Here is a 14,575-nt window from a genome sequence, read left to right as displayed (position 1 = left end):
GCGACCGCGGCCGGGTCGGGCGCATGGCCCTTATCACCCTGCTTTGCCTTTTCCTCCCCTATGGCATTGACGGAATTATTGAAATTGGACCGGGAAAGATTCATGGCAACCTGTACACTTGACGAAGACGGACAATTGGCACTCCTCTTTTCAATAGAAAATAAAGGTTAACCTCCCCTTGCCAACGCCTCCCGGAGGCTGAAATTTCCCCCGCGACGCGCGCCCGAAAAACGCCAAATCCGCCCCCTGCAGGCCCAAGAGACGGATTCGAAAGAGGAATTTTTTCTTGCGATTTTTTGTAGGTGTGACGGCAAAAGCGTCGCCAATGGCTCAGCCGGCGAAGGTGTAGCCGGCGATCGATTCGGGCTTCATCTCGATCGAGAAGCCCGGCCGCTCCGGCGGCCTATAGGCAGCGTTTTCGATCACGCAGGGATCGACGAAATGCTCGTGCAGATGGTCGACATATTCGATCACCCTGCCCTCCTTGGTGCCGGACACTGCGATATAGTCGATCATCGACAGATGCTGGACATATTCGCAAAGGCCGACGCCGCCGGCATGCGGCCAGACGGGCAACTCATATTTCGCCGCCATCAGCAGCACTGCCAGCACCTCGTTCAGCCCGCCCATGCGGCAGCTATCGATCTGGACGATATCGATCGCGCCTTCGGCGATGAACTGCTTGAACATGATTCGGTTCTGGCACATCTCGCCCGTCGCGACCTTCACCGGGCCGATCGCCCGGCGGATCTTGCGATGGCCGGCGATATCGTCGGGGCTGGTCGGCTCCTCGATGAAGAAGGGATCGGCGAAGGAAAGCTTCTTCACCCAGTCGATCGCCTGATCGACCTCCCAGACCTGATTGGCATCGATCATCAGGTAACGATCCGGGCCGATGACCTCGCGGGCGATGGTGAGGCGACGGATATCGTCTTCGAGATCACGGCCGACCTTCATCTTCACATGGTTGAAGCCGGCATCGACGGCTTCTTGGCAGAGACGCCGCAGCTTTTCTTCGGAATAGCCGAGCCAGCCGGCCGAGGTCGTGTAGCAGGCATAACCTTCGCGCTTCAGCGTGGCGATGCGCCCGGCCTTGCCGGGCTCGGCTTTCTTCAGGATGGCGACGGCCTCATCGCGGGTCAAAACATCCGTCATGTAGCGATAGTCGACGATGTCGGCGATCTCTTCCGGGCTCATCTCGGAAACGAGCTGCCAGACGGGCTTGCCCGCCTGCGTGCCAGAAGATCCCAGACGGCATTGACCACCGCACCGGTCGCAAGGTGGATCGCGCCCTTTTCCGGGCCGATCCAGCGCAGCTGGCTGTCGCCTGTCAGGTGACGCCAGTATTTGCCGGGCGCGGCGCGGACGGTGTCAAGATCGGTGCCGACGACCAGATGTTCCATGGCGCGGATCGCCGTGCAGCAGATGTCGTTACCGCGGCCGATAGTGAAGGTCAGCCCGTGGCCTTCCAGTCCCACCTCGTCCGTGCCGAGGATAACGTAGGCTGCGGAATAGTCCGGATCGGGGTTCATCGCATCCGAACCGTCGAGGCTCTGCGAGGTGGGAAAGCGCAGGTCGAAGACGCGCATGCTGGTGATACGGGCCATCAGGCGAGCTCCGGTTTCAGGCCTGCCGCACAGCGGCAGGCAGACAAATGCGGAATCGGGTGGTCAGAGCGACCAGCCGCCGTCGATATTATAGGCTTGGCCCGTCGTGTAGGTCGCGCCGGCGATATAGACGGCGAGGTCGGCGATCTCCTCCGGCGTCCCGATCCGGCCGATGGGCTGGCGGGCGATGAAGGCGGCGCGGGCGGTCTCGAAATCACCCTGGGCGCGCAGGCGATCCTGCAGTGATGGGCTTTCGACCGTACCGGGGCAGATCGCATTGCAGCGAATGCCCTTGGCGACGTAATCGGCGGCAACCGCCTTGGTGAGGCCGATCACGGCCGCCTTGGTGACGCTATAGGCAAAGCGGTTCGGCACGCCCTTCACGCTGGAGGCGACCGAGGCCATGTTGATGATCGCGCCATCCTTGCGCTCCAGCATGCCCGGCAGCACGGCGCGGATGGTGCGGACCATCGCCTTGACGTTGAGGTCGAAGGCGAATTCGAGGTCCTTGTCCGGCATTTCGAGGATCGAGCCATTGTGGACGACACCGGCGCAGTTGAAGAGCACGTCGATCGCTCCTATCCCGGCGGTGAGCGCCTTGACGGCCGCCTCATCGAGCACGTCCAACTTATGGGTGACGATGCCGTCGGTGCCGGAAATCTCCGAAAGCACATCCATATTGATATCGGTCGCGTGAACCTTCGCCCCGGCTTTCGCGAAGGCGAGCGCCGAGGCGCGGCCGATGCCTTGCGCGGCCGCCGTGATCAGCACCGTCTTGCCCTGCAGATAGTCCGTCATGTTTCCTGTCCTTTGTTGGCCCTGCACATGGCCGCTTCGGATCGCCCTCGTGAAGCGTAAGCGATCATAACCATAAGAATAAGCAACCTGGTGATCCGCGGCGCCTCCTCATCGTCTCCGCGGTGATCGGCTTTCCATCCTACCCCATATGTAAGTTGTTAATTCATATACAGACAACATTTCACTGATCGTCAAGCGTGAACTTCGTTTGAAGTGCGACCGCTATTCGTATACGAATACCAATATTCACGGAGGGGCCAATGACGACAGACAACGACGAGTCCGACCGTTACCGCGCGCCGGCTCTCGACAAGGGGCTGGATATTCTGGAACTGCTGGCCGGCGTCGATGGCGGCTTGACCCAGGCGGAGATCGCCAAGAAGCTTAATCGCAGCCCCAATGAATTCTACCGCATGCTCGACCGCCTCGTGCGGCGCGGCTATGTCACCCGCATCGACGGGGACCGTTATTCGCTGACCCTGAAACTGTTCGGCCTTGCCCAGTTGCATGCGCCGGTGCGCCGCCTCGCCTCCTATGCCACGCCGCTGATGCGCGAGCTGGCGCAGCGCTCGAAGCAGGCCAACCAGCTTGCCGTGTTCGACCGCGGCTCGGCCGTCGTCGTCGCGCAGCAAGAAGCCCCGGATTATTGGGGAATCTCGATCCGCGTCGGCTCGCATATCAGCCTGTTCGATACCGGATCGGGCCACGTGCTGCTCGCCTTCCGCTCGCCGGAAGAGCGCGAGATGATGATCTCGGAGCATGTGAAAAGCCGCAGCGAGGTTTTGCTCCCGCTGGAATTCTACACCCGGCTCGACCAGATCCGCGAGCGCGGCTACGAGATGATGGCGAGCGCCCAGACCGCCGGCGTCTACAACCTTTCGGCCCCGATCCTCGGACCGGATGGCAAGGGCATCGCGGCGCTGACCGTGCCCTACATCACTCTCGTCAACAATCCCGCCGCCCCGGAGATCACCCAAACCATTGCCATGCTGGTGGAAACGGCCGCCCAGCTTTCGCTTCTGGCCGGATCGGATGTGCAGCCGCCGCCGGCATAGGACGGCTTGCAAGGATAAATTCTTATTTGAAGATTTGATTTTCTTGTGAGAGGTTTGATCGCGAGCGAAGAGGAGCCGCGTCATGATCATCGATACCCACCTGCATCTCATCGACAAATCCGCGCTCCGCTATCCCTGGCTCTCCTCCACACCCGCCCTCGACCGCGATTTTCTCTACGGGACCTATGCGCAGGAGGCCCGGCGCGCGGGTATCGGCGCGGCGCTGCATATGGAGGTGGATGTCGAGCCGGCCGACATGGAGAAGGAAACCGGAGAGATAAAGCGGCTCTCCGAAATGCCGGGCAGCCTGCTCAAAGGCGCGATCGCCGCCGGCCGGCCGGAAAACACCGATTTTCCCGAATATCTGGAGCGGCAGCAGGCCAACCCTTTCGTCAAGGGCTTCCGCCGCGTGCTGCACGTCGTGCCGGATGATGTCTCGGAAGGCGCGGCTTTCCGCGAAAACATCAAGCGGCTTGGCGGCTCGCGCTTCACTTTCGATCTCTGCGTCCTGCCACACCAGATCCCGAAGGCCATCGCGCTTGCCGATCTCGCGCCCGATGTGCGCTTCATCCTCGATCATTGCGGCGTACCCGGCATCAAAGAGGGGCAGGATCATCCTTGGCGCGGCCATATGAGCGAGATCGCCCGCCGCCCGAACGTCACGGCCAAGATTTCCGGCGTGATCGCCTATGCGGATGCGGAGAGTTGGGATGTCGAGACGCTGCGCCCCTATGTCGAGCACACGATCGGCGCCTTCGACTGGGATCGCGTCGTCTGGGGCAGCGACTGGCCGGTCTGCACTCTGGGCGGCACGCTTTCGACCTGGGTCGCGGCCACCCACGCGCTGATTGCCGGCTGCTCGTTGGAGGAGCGCACGAAGCTGCTATCGGGCAACGCGCGGCGCATCTGGGGGCTGTGAGGCGGACGCCTTTGGTCAGTCGTGGCCGAAAGATGCCACGACGGCAGCCGCGCCTTCCAGCATCAGGCGCGAAAGTGCCGCCGTCAGCGTATCCCGGAAGGCCGCATCCTTAGCGAGATCATCGCCAAAGACCTCGGACAGGCTGAGATACGCATCGACGATCCGAGCCGGTGCACTCAACGGCTGCGTCATGGCCGCAATCCTGCCGGCCAGCGGATCGCGGACATCGATGGCATTGCCACGCTCATCGAGCCCGCGCGCATAACGCATCCAGGCGGCAACGCCGAGCGCCAGCCGCCCATAGGCCTCGCCCGCCGCAATCCGGTCGCGGATGGTGCCCAGCAGGCGTTGCGGCAGCTTTTGCGATCCGTCCATGGCGATCTGCCATGTCCGGTGCCTGAGCGCCGGATTGTTGAAGCGCGCAATGAGATCGGCGCGGTAATGTGTGAGGTTGATGCTGAGCAGCGGCGGCAGCGTCGGGATCGCCTCCTCGCGCATCAGACCCTCGACCAGCGCCTCCATGCCCGGCAGCCGCATGGCTTCGGACACGGTTTCGGCCCCGGCGAGATAGCCAAGATAGGCCAGGGTCGAATGGCTGCCGTTCAAAAGCCGCAGCTTCATCAGTTCGAAGGCCGAGACGTCTTTGACGAAGACCGCGCCGTCCGCCTCCCAGCGTGGCCGGCCCAACGGAAAATCCTCTTCCAGCACCCATTGTTTGAAGGGCTCGGTGACGACCGGCCAGGCATCCGCAACCCCGAGTGCCGCTGCAACCGCCCCCCGGTCGGCATCCGTGGTCGCCGGCACGATGCGGTCGATCATGGTCGAGGGCGAGGCGATGCCGGCGACATAGGCGCCCAGTTCCGGGCCACGCAGCTCGGCAAACCGCTGGACGACGCGCTTCAGCACATGGCCGTTGGCAGGGAGATTGTCGCAGGAGAGCAGCGTAAAGGGTGAAAGCCCCGCCGCCTGCCGCAGCGCCAGCGCCTCGACGATGAAACCGACAGCGGATTTCGGCCGTTCGGGATGGGAAAGGTCGTGGCGGATATCGGGATGGGCTTCATCCAGCCGCCCGGTTGCGGGATTGTGGCAGTAGCCCTTTTCCGTCACCGTCAGCGAGACAATGCGCGTTGCCGCGGCCGCCATGCGCGAAAGCACCTTTTCGGGATCTTCCGTCGCGACAAGCACCTCCACGATGCTGCCGATGACCCGCAGCCGCTCGCCGCCGCCATCCTGCACTTTCAACGTATAGAGGCCATCCTGCGGGGCCAGCGCATCGCGCGTTTCCGGGCTGCGCAGCGAGACGCCGCAAATACCCCAGCCCGGATCGTTCGAAAGCACGCTATCGGTAAAGACGGCCTGATGGGCGCGGTGAAAGGCGCCGATGCCGAGATGAACGATGCCGACGGAAAGCGCGGCCGGATCATAAGTCGGCCGCTCGACGGAGGCCGGCAGGTGGGCGAGCGTTTCGCGCGACAGCATGTCCCTCACCATATCGCGGCACCGCCAATGGGGGACCTGCGCGGCGGGACGATGGTGCGTTTCATGGGGCGACTCCGTCTTCGATCGACGCCCAGCCTATCGCGCAATGACACTGTCTTCAATCGTATGACAAATGAACAGACTTGCCCTGTTGCTGCCCGATTGCATAGAAAACATGGGCGAAACAATGAGGCTGGCGTGAACGAAAGCGAAGAACCGAAAAGCCTGACGCCGCGCATGCTGAAATGGGCGCAGAATTCGGCGCTCTACCGGGTGAGCCGGCAGATGCTGTCGCGCCGCCAGTTGCACGACGCGGTGCTGCGCAAGGCGCGGGAGAAATTCGAGGATATCGGCAACGACGAGGCGCGCGCACTCGCCGAAGCCGCCGTCGCCTTTGCCGAAACCATCGGCGGGCTGGACGATGAAGCCTTCGCCGAGGTGAAGACGCGCTCTGCCGTCCGCAACGGCAAATCGCGGCGGATGATTGCCGTTTCGCTGGCCCGCAAGGGCATCGACAAGGAAACCGCACAGGCAGCGCTGACAGAGCAGGCCGACGATCTTGCGGCAGTCGTCGCGCTCGCCCGCCGCCGGGCCTTCGGGCCGTTTCGCCGCGCCGACGCCGACGAAGCCCGCAAGGACAAGGAACTTGCCGCCATCCTGCGACAGGGCTTTAACTTCGAGCTTGCCCGGCGGGTCTCGGCCATGTCGCGCGAGGAGGCGGACGATATTCTCTCCGGGCTGCCCTGAGCGGCATTTTCGCCAGAGGGCGAAGCGCCTATAGCTATCGATCAAAACAAGGAATGGAATCAACGTTATGACCGAAACCGTCGTCGACCGCTTCCTGCGCTATGTCGTCATCGACACACAATCGGATGCCGCGTCGTCCACCCAGCCCTCCACCGAAAAGCAGAAGAACCTTGGCCGCATGCTCGTGGAAGACCTGCTGGCGATCGGCGTCAAGGACGCCCATCTCGACGAGAACGGCTATGTCTACGGCACCATTCCCGCCAACACCGACAAGTCGGTGCCGGTCATCTGCTATTGCTCCCATATGGATACGGCGCCGGATTTCACCGGAACCGGCGTGAAGCCGCAGATCCTGAAAAACTACCAGGGCGGCGATATCCGCCCGCCCGGCAGTTCGGGCCTCGTCATCCGCCGCGACGAGCACCCGGCGCTGGCCGACCAGACCGGCAACGATATCATCACCACCGACGGCACGACGCTGCTCGGCGCCGACGACAAGGCCGGCCTCGCGGAGATCGTGACGGCCGCCGATTACCTCTTATCCCACCCGGACATCCCCCACGGCACGATCCGCATCTTGTTCACCACCGATGAGGAGATCGGCCGCGGCGTTGACAAGGTCGACCTTGCCAAGCTCGGCGCCGCCTTCGGCTATACGGTGGATGGCGAAACCGCCGGCCATATCGAGGACGAGAGCTTTTCCGCCGATGGCGCCCGCATCGAGATTTCCGGTGTCGCCATCCATCCCGGCTTCGCCAAGGACAGGATGGAAAACGCGATCAAGATCGCCAGCCGCATCATCGACCGCCTGCCGAAGGACATGGCGCCGGAAATGACCGAAGGCCGCGACGGCTTCCTGCATCCGACCGGGCTTGAAGCCACCATGGAAAAGGCGACGATCAACCTCATCCTGCGCGCCTTCGACGAGGCGGGCCTTGCCGAAAAGCAGAATGTGCTGCGCGGTATCGTCGATGCCGTCATGGCCGATTTTCCCGGTTCGACCGCCACGGTGACGGTCAAGCAGCAATACCGAAACATGAAGACCGTCCTCGACCGCAACCCCGAGATCGTCGAAAACGCGCTGGAAGCGATCCGCCGCGCCGGCATGACGTCGGTTCGCGGCAGCATCCGCGGCGGCACGGATGGCTCGCGCCTCTCCTTCATGGGCCTTCCCTGCGCCAACCTCTTCGCCGGTGGCCATGCCTTCCATTCCCCGCTGGAATGGGTCAGCCGCCAGGATATGGAAAAGGCCGTGGCAACGCTTGTGGAGCTTGCGAGGGTCTGGGAAGAGCGGAGCTGAGACAGGGCCGTTCCCTATACCTCAATCACTCTCCATCCTCATCCGCCGTCGCCTGCCGTTCATCGGCAGAAACGGCCTCCGTCATGCCGCGCCGGCTCAAGAGACCCGCATCCTCCAGCATCTCGATATCCGGCAGGTCCCGCAGGGTGTCGAAGCCGAAGGCCGAGAGGAACTGGCGGGTGGTGACGTAGGTGTAGGGCGCGCCGGGTGTGGGGCTGCGCGGCCCCGAGGCGAGGAAGCCGGCACTGCGCAGGTTCGCCATCGTATCGCGGCTTACCTCCTTGCCGAAGATCTTCGTCAGTTCCGCGCGGGTGACCGGCTGGAAATAGCCGACCGCCATCATGACGGCAGCCTCGTGATCCGAAAGGGATGCCGACACCTGCCGTACCGATGCGGCAGAAGCGCGGATTGCCGGCCCATAGACAGGCCGCGTGCGATGCTGCCAGCCGCCCGCCACCGAAACGATGTCGTAGGGGCGGCGGCGCAGTTCATCGCGGATATCGTCGATCAGCAGATCGATGCTGCATTCCCGGCCGACGACGCGCGCCAAGGTCTCACGGGTCACCGGCTCGGCCGAGGCGAAAATCACCGCTTCCACCCGCAGCATCCATTGGCGCCAGCGCAGCTCCGGCGGCAGATCGTCCAGCTCGCGATCGAACAGGGTTTCGGATTGCTGTCTGCGCCCGGTTTCCGCCATGGTCATAACCCGAAAACACGAAAATTCGGGCGGCCGGACAATTCCCGAATGGCGCCAAAACTTTCCAGCCGTTCGAACAGACGGCGGCTGGCCCAGCGCGAGAGATTGCTGCCGGGGGCGGACGCCGCCACCGCATCGTCCTCCAAAAGCTGCCGGATCACGGCGGCAGCGCCCTTGGTGCGCACTTTCGGCGCCACCTTCACGAGATGCGCCGCCCGCCGCTCGGTTTCCCCGGCAACGCGCAGCGCCTCGTTCGTCGCCTGCACGAGAGCTAGGCAGACCGCGCGGGAAAAGCCATCCTCGCCGGGGCGCAGGCGCCCACGGCCGCCGATGGTGCGAAAGGCCGGGCCATAACGTTCCGCCATCAGCAGCGGCACGGGACGCTCCCAGCCAAGCCGGGCGGCGAGCACCCAATCGGCGAGCCACCAGGCAAGCACCTCGGCATCCGGGCGGGCGGAGACGATCTGCGACACGAGATCGGCAGCGATGAAGGGGGCGGAACGGGCAAGCTGCAGCTGATCGTCGAGCACGGCGGAAAGATCGGCCAGCCGCTCGTCCCAGCCGATGGAAAGCTGCTCGCACAGCGCCTGCAGCGTTTTCGTATCGATCCGGCCGGTTTTCGCGGCCAGCCGGCGATAGGCAAGGAGCACGTTGCCGGCCGGACCGGCGCTGTCGCCGGGCGCCGTCAGCACCACGGCATCCCGCAACGCCGGCTCCTCGTCGGTCCAGCCGAGGAGGCGCACGGCCGAGGCCGCACAGCGTAGTGCAAGCCGCTGGCGCCAGCAGCCCGCCCAAACGGGCTGCGCCCGCACCACGCTATCGAGAAGGCTCAGCGCACAGCCCGCCGCAAAGGCCGCATCCGCCTCGTTGCCACCGCCGCGCGGCATAGCCCAGCCGGGCACGACGGCGGAGGGAAGGATCGAAGGGAGAATGTGAGGCACAGGCGATTCCATCGCCCAAGCATAGAGGAGCGGGGCGCTAGCGCCTATGATTTCGAGGAAAACCGCACAGAATAATAAAAGAGCCCCGAAAACGAAAAAGCCTGCCGCGGGAGGAGGTGCGGCAGGCTTTTCCTAAAGAACCGAGCAGCGACTTGGGAGGAGGAGTGCCGCTGCTCCTACAGACGCCCCTGGGAGGAGGAGTGGGCCGTCTGAAACTCGAAGCACCGCGGGAGGAGGAGCAGTGCTTCGATGAAAATGATCATACAGGAAGATCCTCCGATTCCTAGGCTTTATGTTGCAGTGCAGCTATGCAGGAAATGCATGGCCCGCTTGCGAGGCCGAAAGGAACGGTCACGAGCCGTAAAACAGGCCATGAAACGCAAAAACGCCCGCGGATGCGGGCGTCTGCAATCAGTTCGCTTTGAAGCTCTTAGCGAGCCAGCGAAGCGCGGGCAACGCTGCGGATGTCTGCACGGTCGATGCCGAGGTCCTGCAGTTCGCGGTTGCTCATGCGGCCAAGCTCGTTGATCGTCTGACGATACTTGCGCCAGTTGTTGAGAGCACGTGCTACGTTCATGATAAATCCCCTTTCCTGAGGCGTACCCGACGTCAGCGCCCCTTGCGCTTCCGTCGTTTTTCATGAGGGCGATATAATCGTTTGAAGGTGGTGCAAAAAGCGACAATGTCTCACACCACCCATGCGCTCTATGCAATGGTAAGCGAAATTTTACGAACCAAAATCAGGCCAATTCCTTCCGTTAACGTCAATTGCCGCCAGGTTTCTACCGCAACTGCACACAACCGCCACGGAACAACCTTCAAAATCCTTTTGAGGGGTCGAGGGAACCGCGAAAGTGCCGGAGGTAGCATCACGCCGCTATCGGCAACTTTCGGAAATCGCTTGTGACGGCATCCCACGGCTTCGATTCACATCGAAAGGGATTTTGTTCAAAAGTGCCTCTTTTGCGACAAGACCGCCCCGCCCGGCTGAGCGATCTTTGCCGGGATCGAACAGCGCTGTGCTGACATTTCGGGGGGAAGGCATGCCTATCGACAACCTCGCCGCATTTCATGTCGGCAGCGCCGTATTTCCTGTCGACGCCGCGCGCCTGACGCTGCGGCACAAGCGTAGGTCTCGCCAAAATGCCCGGCCTCGCCTATGGTTTCGGCATCCTCTACGCCCAAACCATGTTCGAGACCCGCAAGGGTCGATGCCGGTGCAACGGCGGCCGTTTCGGTCGCCGACGTTTCAACCGCAGGCGAGGTTACGCCGATGAAGATCTATGTCGTATCGCTGGCTGTCGGCCTCCTGGTCGGGGTGATCTACAGCCTTCTCAATGTCCGGTCCCCGGCGCCGCCGGTCGTCGCGCTCGTCGGTCTGCTTGGCATTCTCGTCGGCGAGCAGATCCCGCCTTTGATCAGGCACTTGTGGAACAGAGAGCCCGTCACCGTTTCCTGGCTGCATCAGGTCAAGCCTCATATGTTCGGCCATCTGCCGAAAGCCACCCGGCCCGAGGCTGACGAGAAGCCGGCAATCGAGCGAGGGCAGAGCTGATGCCGACACGCCGCCATTTCCTCGGGGCCGCCGCTTCCGGCCTTGCCTTCCCCGGCCTGTTTTCGCCCGTCCTTGCCAATGATCCGAACACCGGAGCCAGCACCATGACCCCCGACCTCATCCTCCACAACGGCCGCTTCACCACGCTTGATCGCACCAACCCGACCGCATCCGCCGTCGCGATCAAGGACGGTACCTTCCTCGCCGTCGGGCGCGACGAGGAGATCTTGCCGCTGAAAGCCGCCTCGACGAAGGTGATCGACCTTCAGGGCCGCCGCGCCCTGCCCGGCCTCATCGACAACCACCTGCACATCATTCGCGGCGGCCTGAACTTCAACATGGAACTGCGCTGGGACGGCATCCGTTCGCTGGCCGACGCGATGGAGATGCTGAAGCGGCAGGTGGCGATCACGCCGCCGCCGCAATGGGTGCGTGTCGTCGGCGGCTTCACCGAGCATCAGTTTGCGGAAAAGCGCCTGCCGACCATCGACGAGATCAATGCCGTCGCACCGGATACGCCGGTCTTCCTGCTGCATCTCTATGATCGCGCCCTGCTCAATACCGCGGCCTTACGCGCTGTCGGCTATGACAAAAATACGCCGGAGCCGCATGGCGGCGAGATCACCCGCGATGCCAACGGCAATCCGACCGGCCTGCTGATCGCCAAGCCCAACGCCGCCATCCTTTATGCGACGCTCGCCAGGGGGCCGAAGCTGCCCTTCGACTATCAGGTCAATTCTACCCGCCATTTCATGCGCGAACTCAACCGCCTCGGCGTGACCGGCGCGATCGATGCCGGCGGCGGCTTCCAGAACTATCCCGAAGATTACGCCGTCATCCAGAAGCTTTCGGACGAAGGCCAGATGACCATCCGCCTCGCCTACAATCTCTTCACCCAGAAGCCGAAGGAAGAGAAGAACGACTTCCTGAACTGGACCAAGACCTCGAAATATAAGCAGGGCACCGACTATTTCCGCCATAACGGCGCCGGCGAGATGCTGGCGTTTTCGGCGGCCGATTTCGAGGATTTCCGCCAGCCGCGGCCGGATATGCCGGCCGAGATGGAGGATGATCTGGAAGGCGTGGTGCGCGTTCTGGCCGAAAACCGCTGGCCCTGGCGCATGCACGCCACCTATGACGAGACGATCTCGCGGGCGCTCGATGTCTTCGAGAAGGTGAACAAGGACGTCCCGCTTTCCGGCCTCAACTGGTTCTTCGATCATGCCGAGACGATCTCGGATCGATCGATCGACCGTATCGCGACGCTTGGCGGCGGCGTCGCCGTGCAGCACCGCATGGCCTTTCAGGGCGAATATTTCGTCGAGCGTTATGGCGCGGGGGCGGCCGAAGCCACGCCGCCGATCGCCCGCATGCTGGACCGGGGCACGAAGATTTCCGCCGGCACGGATGCGACTCGCGTCGCCTCCTACAATCCCTGGGTCTCGCTCTCCTGGATGATCACCGGCCGCACGCTGGGCGGCATGCGGCTCTATCCCGAACGCAACTGCCTCGACCGCGAAACGGCGCTTCGGATGTGGACGGAAAACGTCACCTGGTTTTCCAACGAGGAAGGCAAGAAGGGCCGGATCGAGAAGGGCCAATTCGCCGATCTCGTCATTCCTGACCGCGATTTCTTCTCCTGCCCGGAAGACGAGATCAGCCATATCAGCTCGGAACTGACAGTGGTTGGCGGCAAGGTGGTCTGGGCCGCCGACAGCTTCTCCAGCCTCGACGAAGGCCAGGTGCCGCCACCCATGCCGGACTGGTCGCCAGTCAGAACCTTCGGCGGCTATGCCGGGTGGGGCGAACCACAGGGGGCCGGCAAGAATTCGCTGCGGATGAAGGCGGCGTCGCTCTGCGGCTGCGCCTCCAGTTGCGGTGTGCACGGCCACGACCATGCTTCGGCCTGGTCGAGCAAGCTGCCGATCTCGGATTTGAAGGGCTTCTGGGGCGCGCTCGGCTGCGCCTGCTGGGCCGTGTGAGGACCTGAGCATGATGGAACTGGAACGGAAACTCGCCGGCATCGCCCGACCGCTCCTGCAATCGAAAGCCGTTTACTGGGTCGCATTGCTCGGCCTTTGCTCCGCCTATCTGCAGGGCAGCCTGATGAAGCTGTTCGATTTCCAGTCGGCGATCGGCGAGATGGACCATTTCGGGCTGTCGCCGGCGCCGGTCTTCGCCGTCCTCGTCATCGCCTTCGAGCTTGTCGCCTCCACCATGATACTGGCCGGCATCTTCCGCTGGCTGGGGGCGCTCGGCCTTGCCGGCTTCACTCTGATGGCGACCTTCGTCGCATTGCGTTTCTGGGAAATGCCTGATGGCATGGACCGGATGATGGCGACCAATGCCTTCTTCGAGCATCTCGGCCTCGCCGGCGCCTTCATCATCGTCGCGGGGGTCGATCTTTCCGCCCCGGCCAACCGATAGGAGTAACCATGTCGTCTGCCGATCCATTCGATTTCAGTCTGTCGCGGCGCGACACGCTGCTTGCCGGTGCGGCCCTTGCCGCCGCCGCGGCGCTTCCCATGTCCCATGCGGAGGCGCAGGCCTCCCCCACCCCGCAAAAAGGAGAAAGCAACATGAGCTACGTTACCACCAAGGACGGCGTCGATATCTTCTACAAGGACTGGGGTCCGAAGGACGCGCAGCCGATCGTGTTCCATCACGGCTGGCCGCTGAGCGCCGACGACTGGGATGCCCAGATGCTGTTCTTCGTTTCCAAGGGCTTTCGCGTCGTCGCCCACGATCGCCGCGGCCACGGCCGCTCATCTCAGGTTTCCGATGGCCATGACATGGACCATTATGCCGCCGATGCCTTCGCCGTCGCCGAGGCGCTCGACCTGAAAAAAGCTGTCCATATCGGCCACTCCACTGGCGGCGGCGAAGTCGCCCGTTATGTCGCCAAGCACGGCGAGCCGGCCAGCCGGGTCGCCAAGGCGGTGCTCGTTTCTGCCGTTCCGCCGCTGATGCTCAAGACCGACGCCAACCCCGAAGGCCAACCACTGGAAGTCTTCGACGGTTTCCGTTCCGCCCTTGCCGCAAACCGCGCCCAGTTCTTCCGCGACGTTCCCGCCGGCCCCTTCTACGGCTTCAACCGCGAAGGCGCCACGGTGCATGAAGGCGTTATCCAGAATTGGTGGCGACAGGGCATGATGGGCAGCGCCAAGGCCCACTACGACGGCATCAAGGCCTTCTCGGAAACCGACCAGACGGAAGACCTGAAGGCGATCTCGGTTCCCACGCTGGTGCTGCACGGCGAAGACGACCAGATCGTGCCGATCGCCGACGCCGCGCTGAAGTCGATCAAGCTCTTGAAGAACGGCACCCTGAAGACCTATCCGAAGTTCTCGCACGGCATGTTGACCATCAATGCCGACGTGCTGAACGCCGATCTGCTGGCTTTCATCCAGTCCTGATGCTTGAGACCGCCGCAGGCGTCACGCTTGCGGCGGTTTTTCCGATGACGTGAAAGCGGTA

Annotated in this window: 13 protein-coding genes and 1 pseudogene; 8 read left to right on the top strand and 6 right to left on the bottom strand. The window is 63.1% G+C overall.

Features of this window, described 5'->3' with window-relative positions:
- Positions 1-330: 330 nt before the first annotated feature.
- Positions 331-1,607: pseudogene (locus ASC86_RS15500) on the bottom strand (L-fuconate dehydratase).
- Between the two features lie 63 nt (positions 1,608-1,670).
- Positions 1,671-2,405: an SDR family oxidoreductase gene (locus ASC86_RS15495; protein ID WP_056322934.1), complete on the bottom strand. Its 735-nt coding sequence runs from the start codon at positions 2,403-2,405 to the stop codon at positions 1,671-1,673.
- A gap of 260 nt (positions 2,406-2,665) precedes the next feature.
- On the opposite strand from ASC86_RS15495, the gene ASC86_RS15490 reads away from it, so the two are divergent.
- Both ASC86_RS15490 and ASC86_RS15485 read left to right on the top strand, forming a co-directional pair.
- Positions 2,666-3,460, top strand: a complete 795-nt coding sequence (locus ASC86_RS15490) for an IclR family transcriptional regulator (RefSeq protein WP_056322932.1) — start codon at positions 2,666-2,668, stop codon at positions 3,458-3,460.
- Positions 3,461-3,542: 82 nt separating this feature from the next.
- Entirely contained in the window at positions 3,543-4,379 is an 837-nt protein-coding gene (locus tag ASC86_RS15485; RefSeq protein WP_056322928.1) for an amidohydrolase, read from the top strand.
- Between the two features lie 15 nt (positions 4,380-4,394).
- Here ASC86_RS15485 and ASC86_RS15480 read toward each other — a convergent pair whose 3' ends face one another.
- A complete protein-coding gene (locus ASC86_RS15480) occupies positions 4,395-5,870 on the bottom strand; it encodes a mannitol dehydrogenase family protein (protein ID WP_056322925.1) in 1,476 nt (491 codons plus the stop codon).
- Between the two features lie 225 nt (positions 5,871-6,095).
- On the opposite strand from ASC86_RS15480, the gene ASC86_RS15475 reads away from it, so the two are divergent.
- Together ASC86_RS15475 and pepT are read left to right on the top strand one after the other, a co-directional pair.
- Entirely contained in the window at positions 6,096-6,605 is a 510-nt protein-coding gene (locus tag ASC86_RS15475) for a regulatory protein RecX (protein WP_056322988.1), read from the top strand.
- A 67-nt stretch (positions 6,606-6,672) separates the two neighbouring features.
- Positions 6,673-7,905 (top strand): peptidase T, encoded by a 1,233-nt coding sequence (gene pepT, locus ASC86_RS15470; protein ID WP_056322923.1) that lies wholly within the window; start codon positions 6,673-6,675, stop codon positions 7,903-7,905.
- Between the two features lie 25 nt (positions 7,906-7,930).
- On the opposite strand, the gene ASC86_RS15465 is transcribed toward pepT, so the two are convergent.
- From ASC86_RS15465 to ASC86_RS25290, 3 genes are all read right to left on the bottom strand, one after another.
- On the bottom strand, positions 7,931-8,608 hold the full coding sequence (locus ASC86_RS15465; protein ID WP_056322920.1) for an SMC-Scp complex subunit ScpB: 678 nt from the start codon (positions 8,606-8,608) through the stop codon (positions 7,931-7,933).
- Positions 8,605-9,555, bottom strand: coding sequence for a DUF1403 family protein (locus tag ASC86_RS15460; RefSeq protein WP_056322917.1), 951 nt, complete (start codon positions 9,553-9,555; stop codon positions 8,605-8,607). Before ASC86_RS15460 ends, ASC86_RS15465 begins: the two co-directional genes overlap by 4 nt.
- A gap of 418 nt (positions 9,556-9,973) precedes the next feature.
- Entirely contained in the window at positions 9,974-10,120 is a 147-nt protein-coding gene (locus ASC86_RS25290) for a DUF1127 domain-containing protein (RefSeq protein WP_082510214.1), read from the bottom strand.
- 696 nt (positions 10,121-10,816) lie between these two features.
- Between ASC86_RS25290 and ASC86_RS15455 the strand changes: the two genes are divergently transcribed.
- The 4 genes from ASC86_RS15455 (at position 10,817) to ASC86_RS15440 (ending at position 14,514) form a co-directional block, all read left to right on the top strand.
- Positions 10,817-11,098, top strand: coding sequence for a XapX domain-containing protein (locus ASC86_RS15455; RefSeq protein WP_056322915.1), 282 nt, complete (start codon positions 10,817-10,819; stop codon positions 11,096-11,098).
- The gene (locus tag ASC86_RS15450) at positions 11,098-13,080 is read left to right on the top strand and encodes an amidohydrolase (protein ID WP_056322913.1); all 1,983 of its coding nucleotides are present in this window, start codon (positions 11,098-11,100) and stop codon (positions 13,078-13,080) included. Before ASC86_RS15455 ends, ASC86_RS15450 begins: the two co-directional genes overlap by 1 nt.
- A gap of 10 nt (positions 13,081-13,090) precedes the next feature.
- Entirely contained in the window at positions 13,091-13,525 is a 435-nt protein-coding gene (locus ASC86_RS15445; RefSeq protein WP_056322911.1) for a DoxX family protein, read from the top strand.
- A 152-nt stretch (positions 13,526-13,677) separates the two neighbouring features.
- Complete coding sequence (locus ASC86_RS15440) at positions 13,678-14,514, top strand: alpha/beta hydrolase (protein ID WP_200943823.1); 837 nt, start codon at positions 13,678-13,680, stop codon at positions 14,512-14,514.
- The last annotated feature ends 61 nt before the right edge of the window (positions 14,515-14,575 follow it).

The sequence above is a fragment of the Rhizobium sp. Root1212 genome (genome assembly GCF_001424985.1).
Taxonomy (GTDB): Bacteria; Pseudomonadota; Alphaproteobacteria; order Rhizobiales; family Rhizobiaceae; genus Pararhizobium.
The sequence above is the reverse complement of the archived record's forward strand: the minus strand, read 5'-3'. Positions and strand labels throughout refer to the sequence as shown.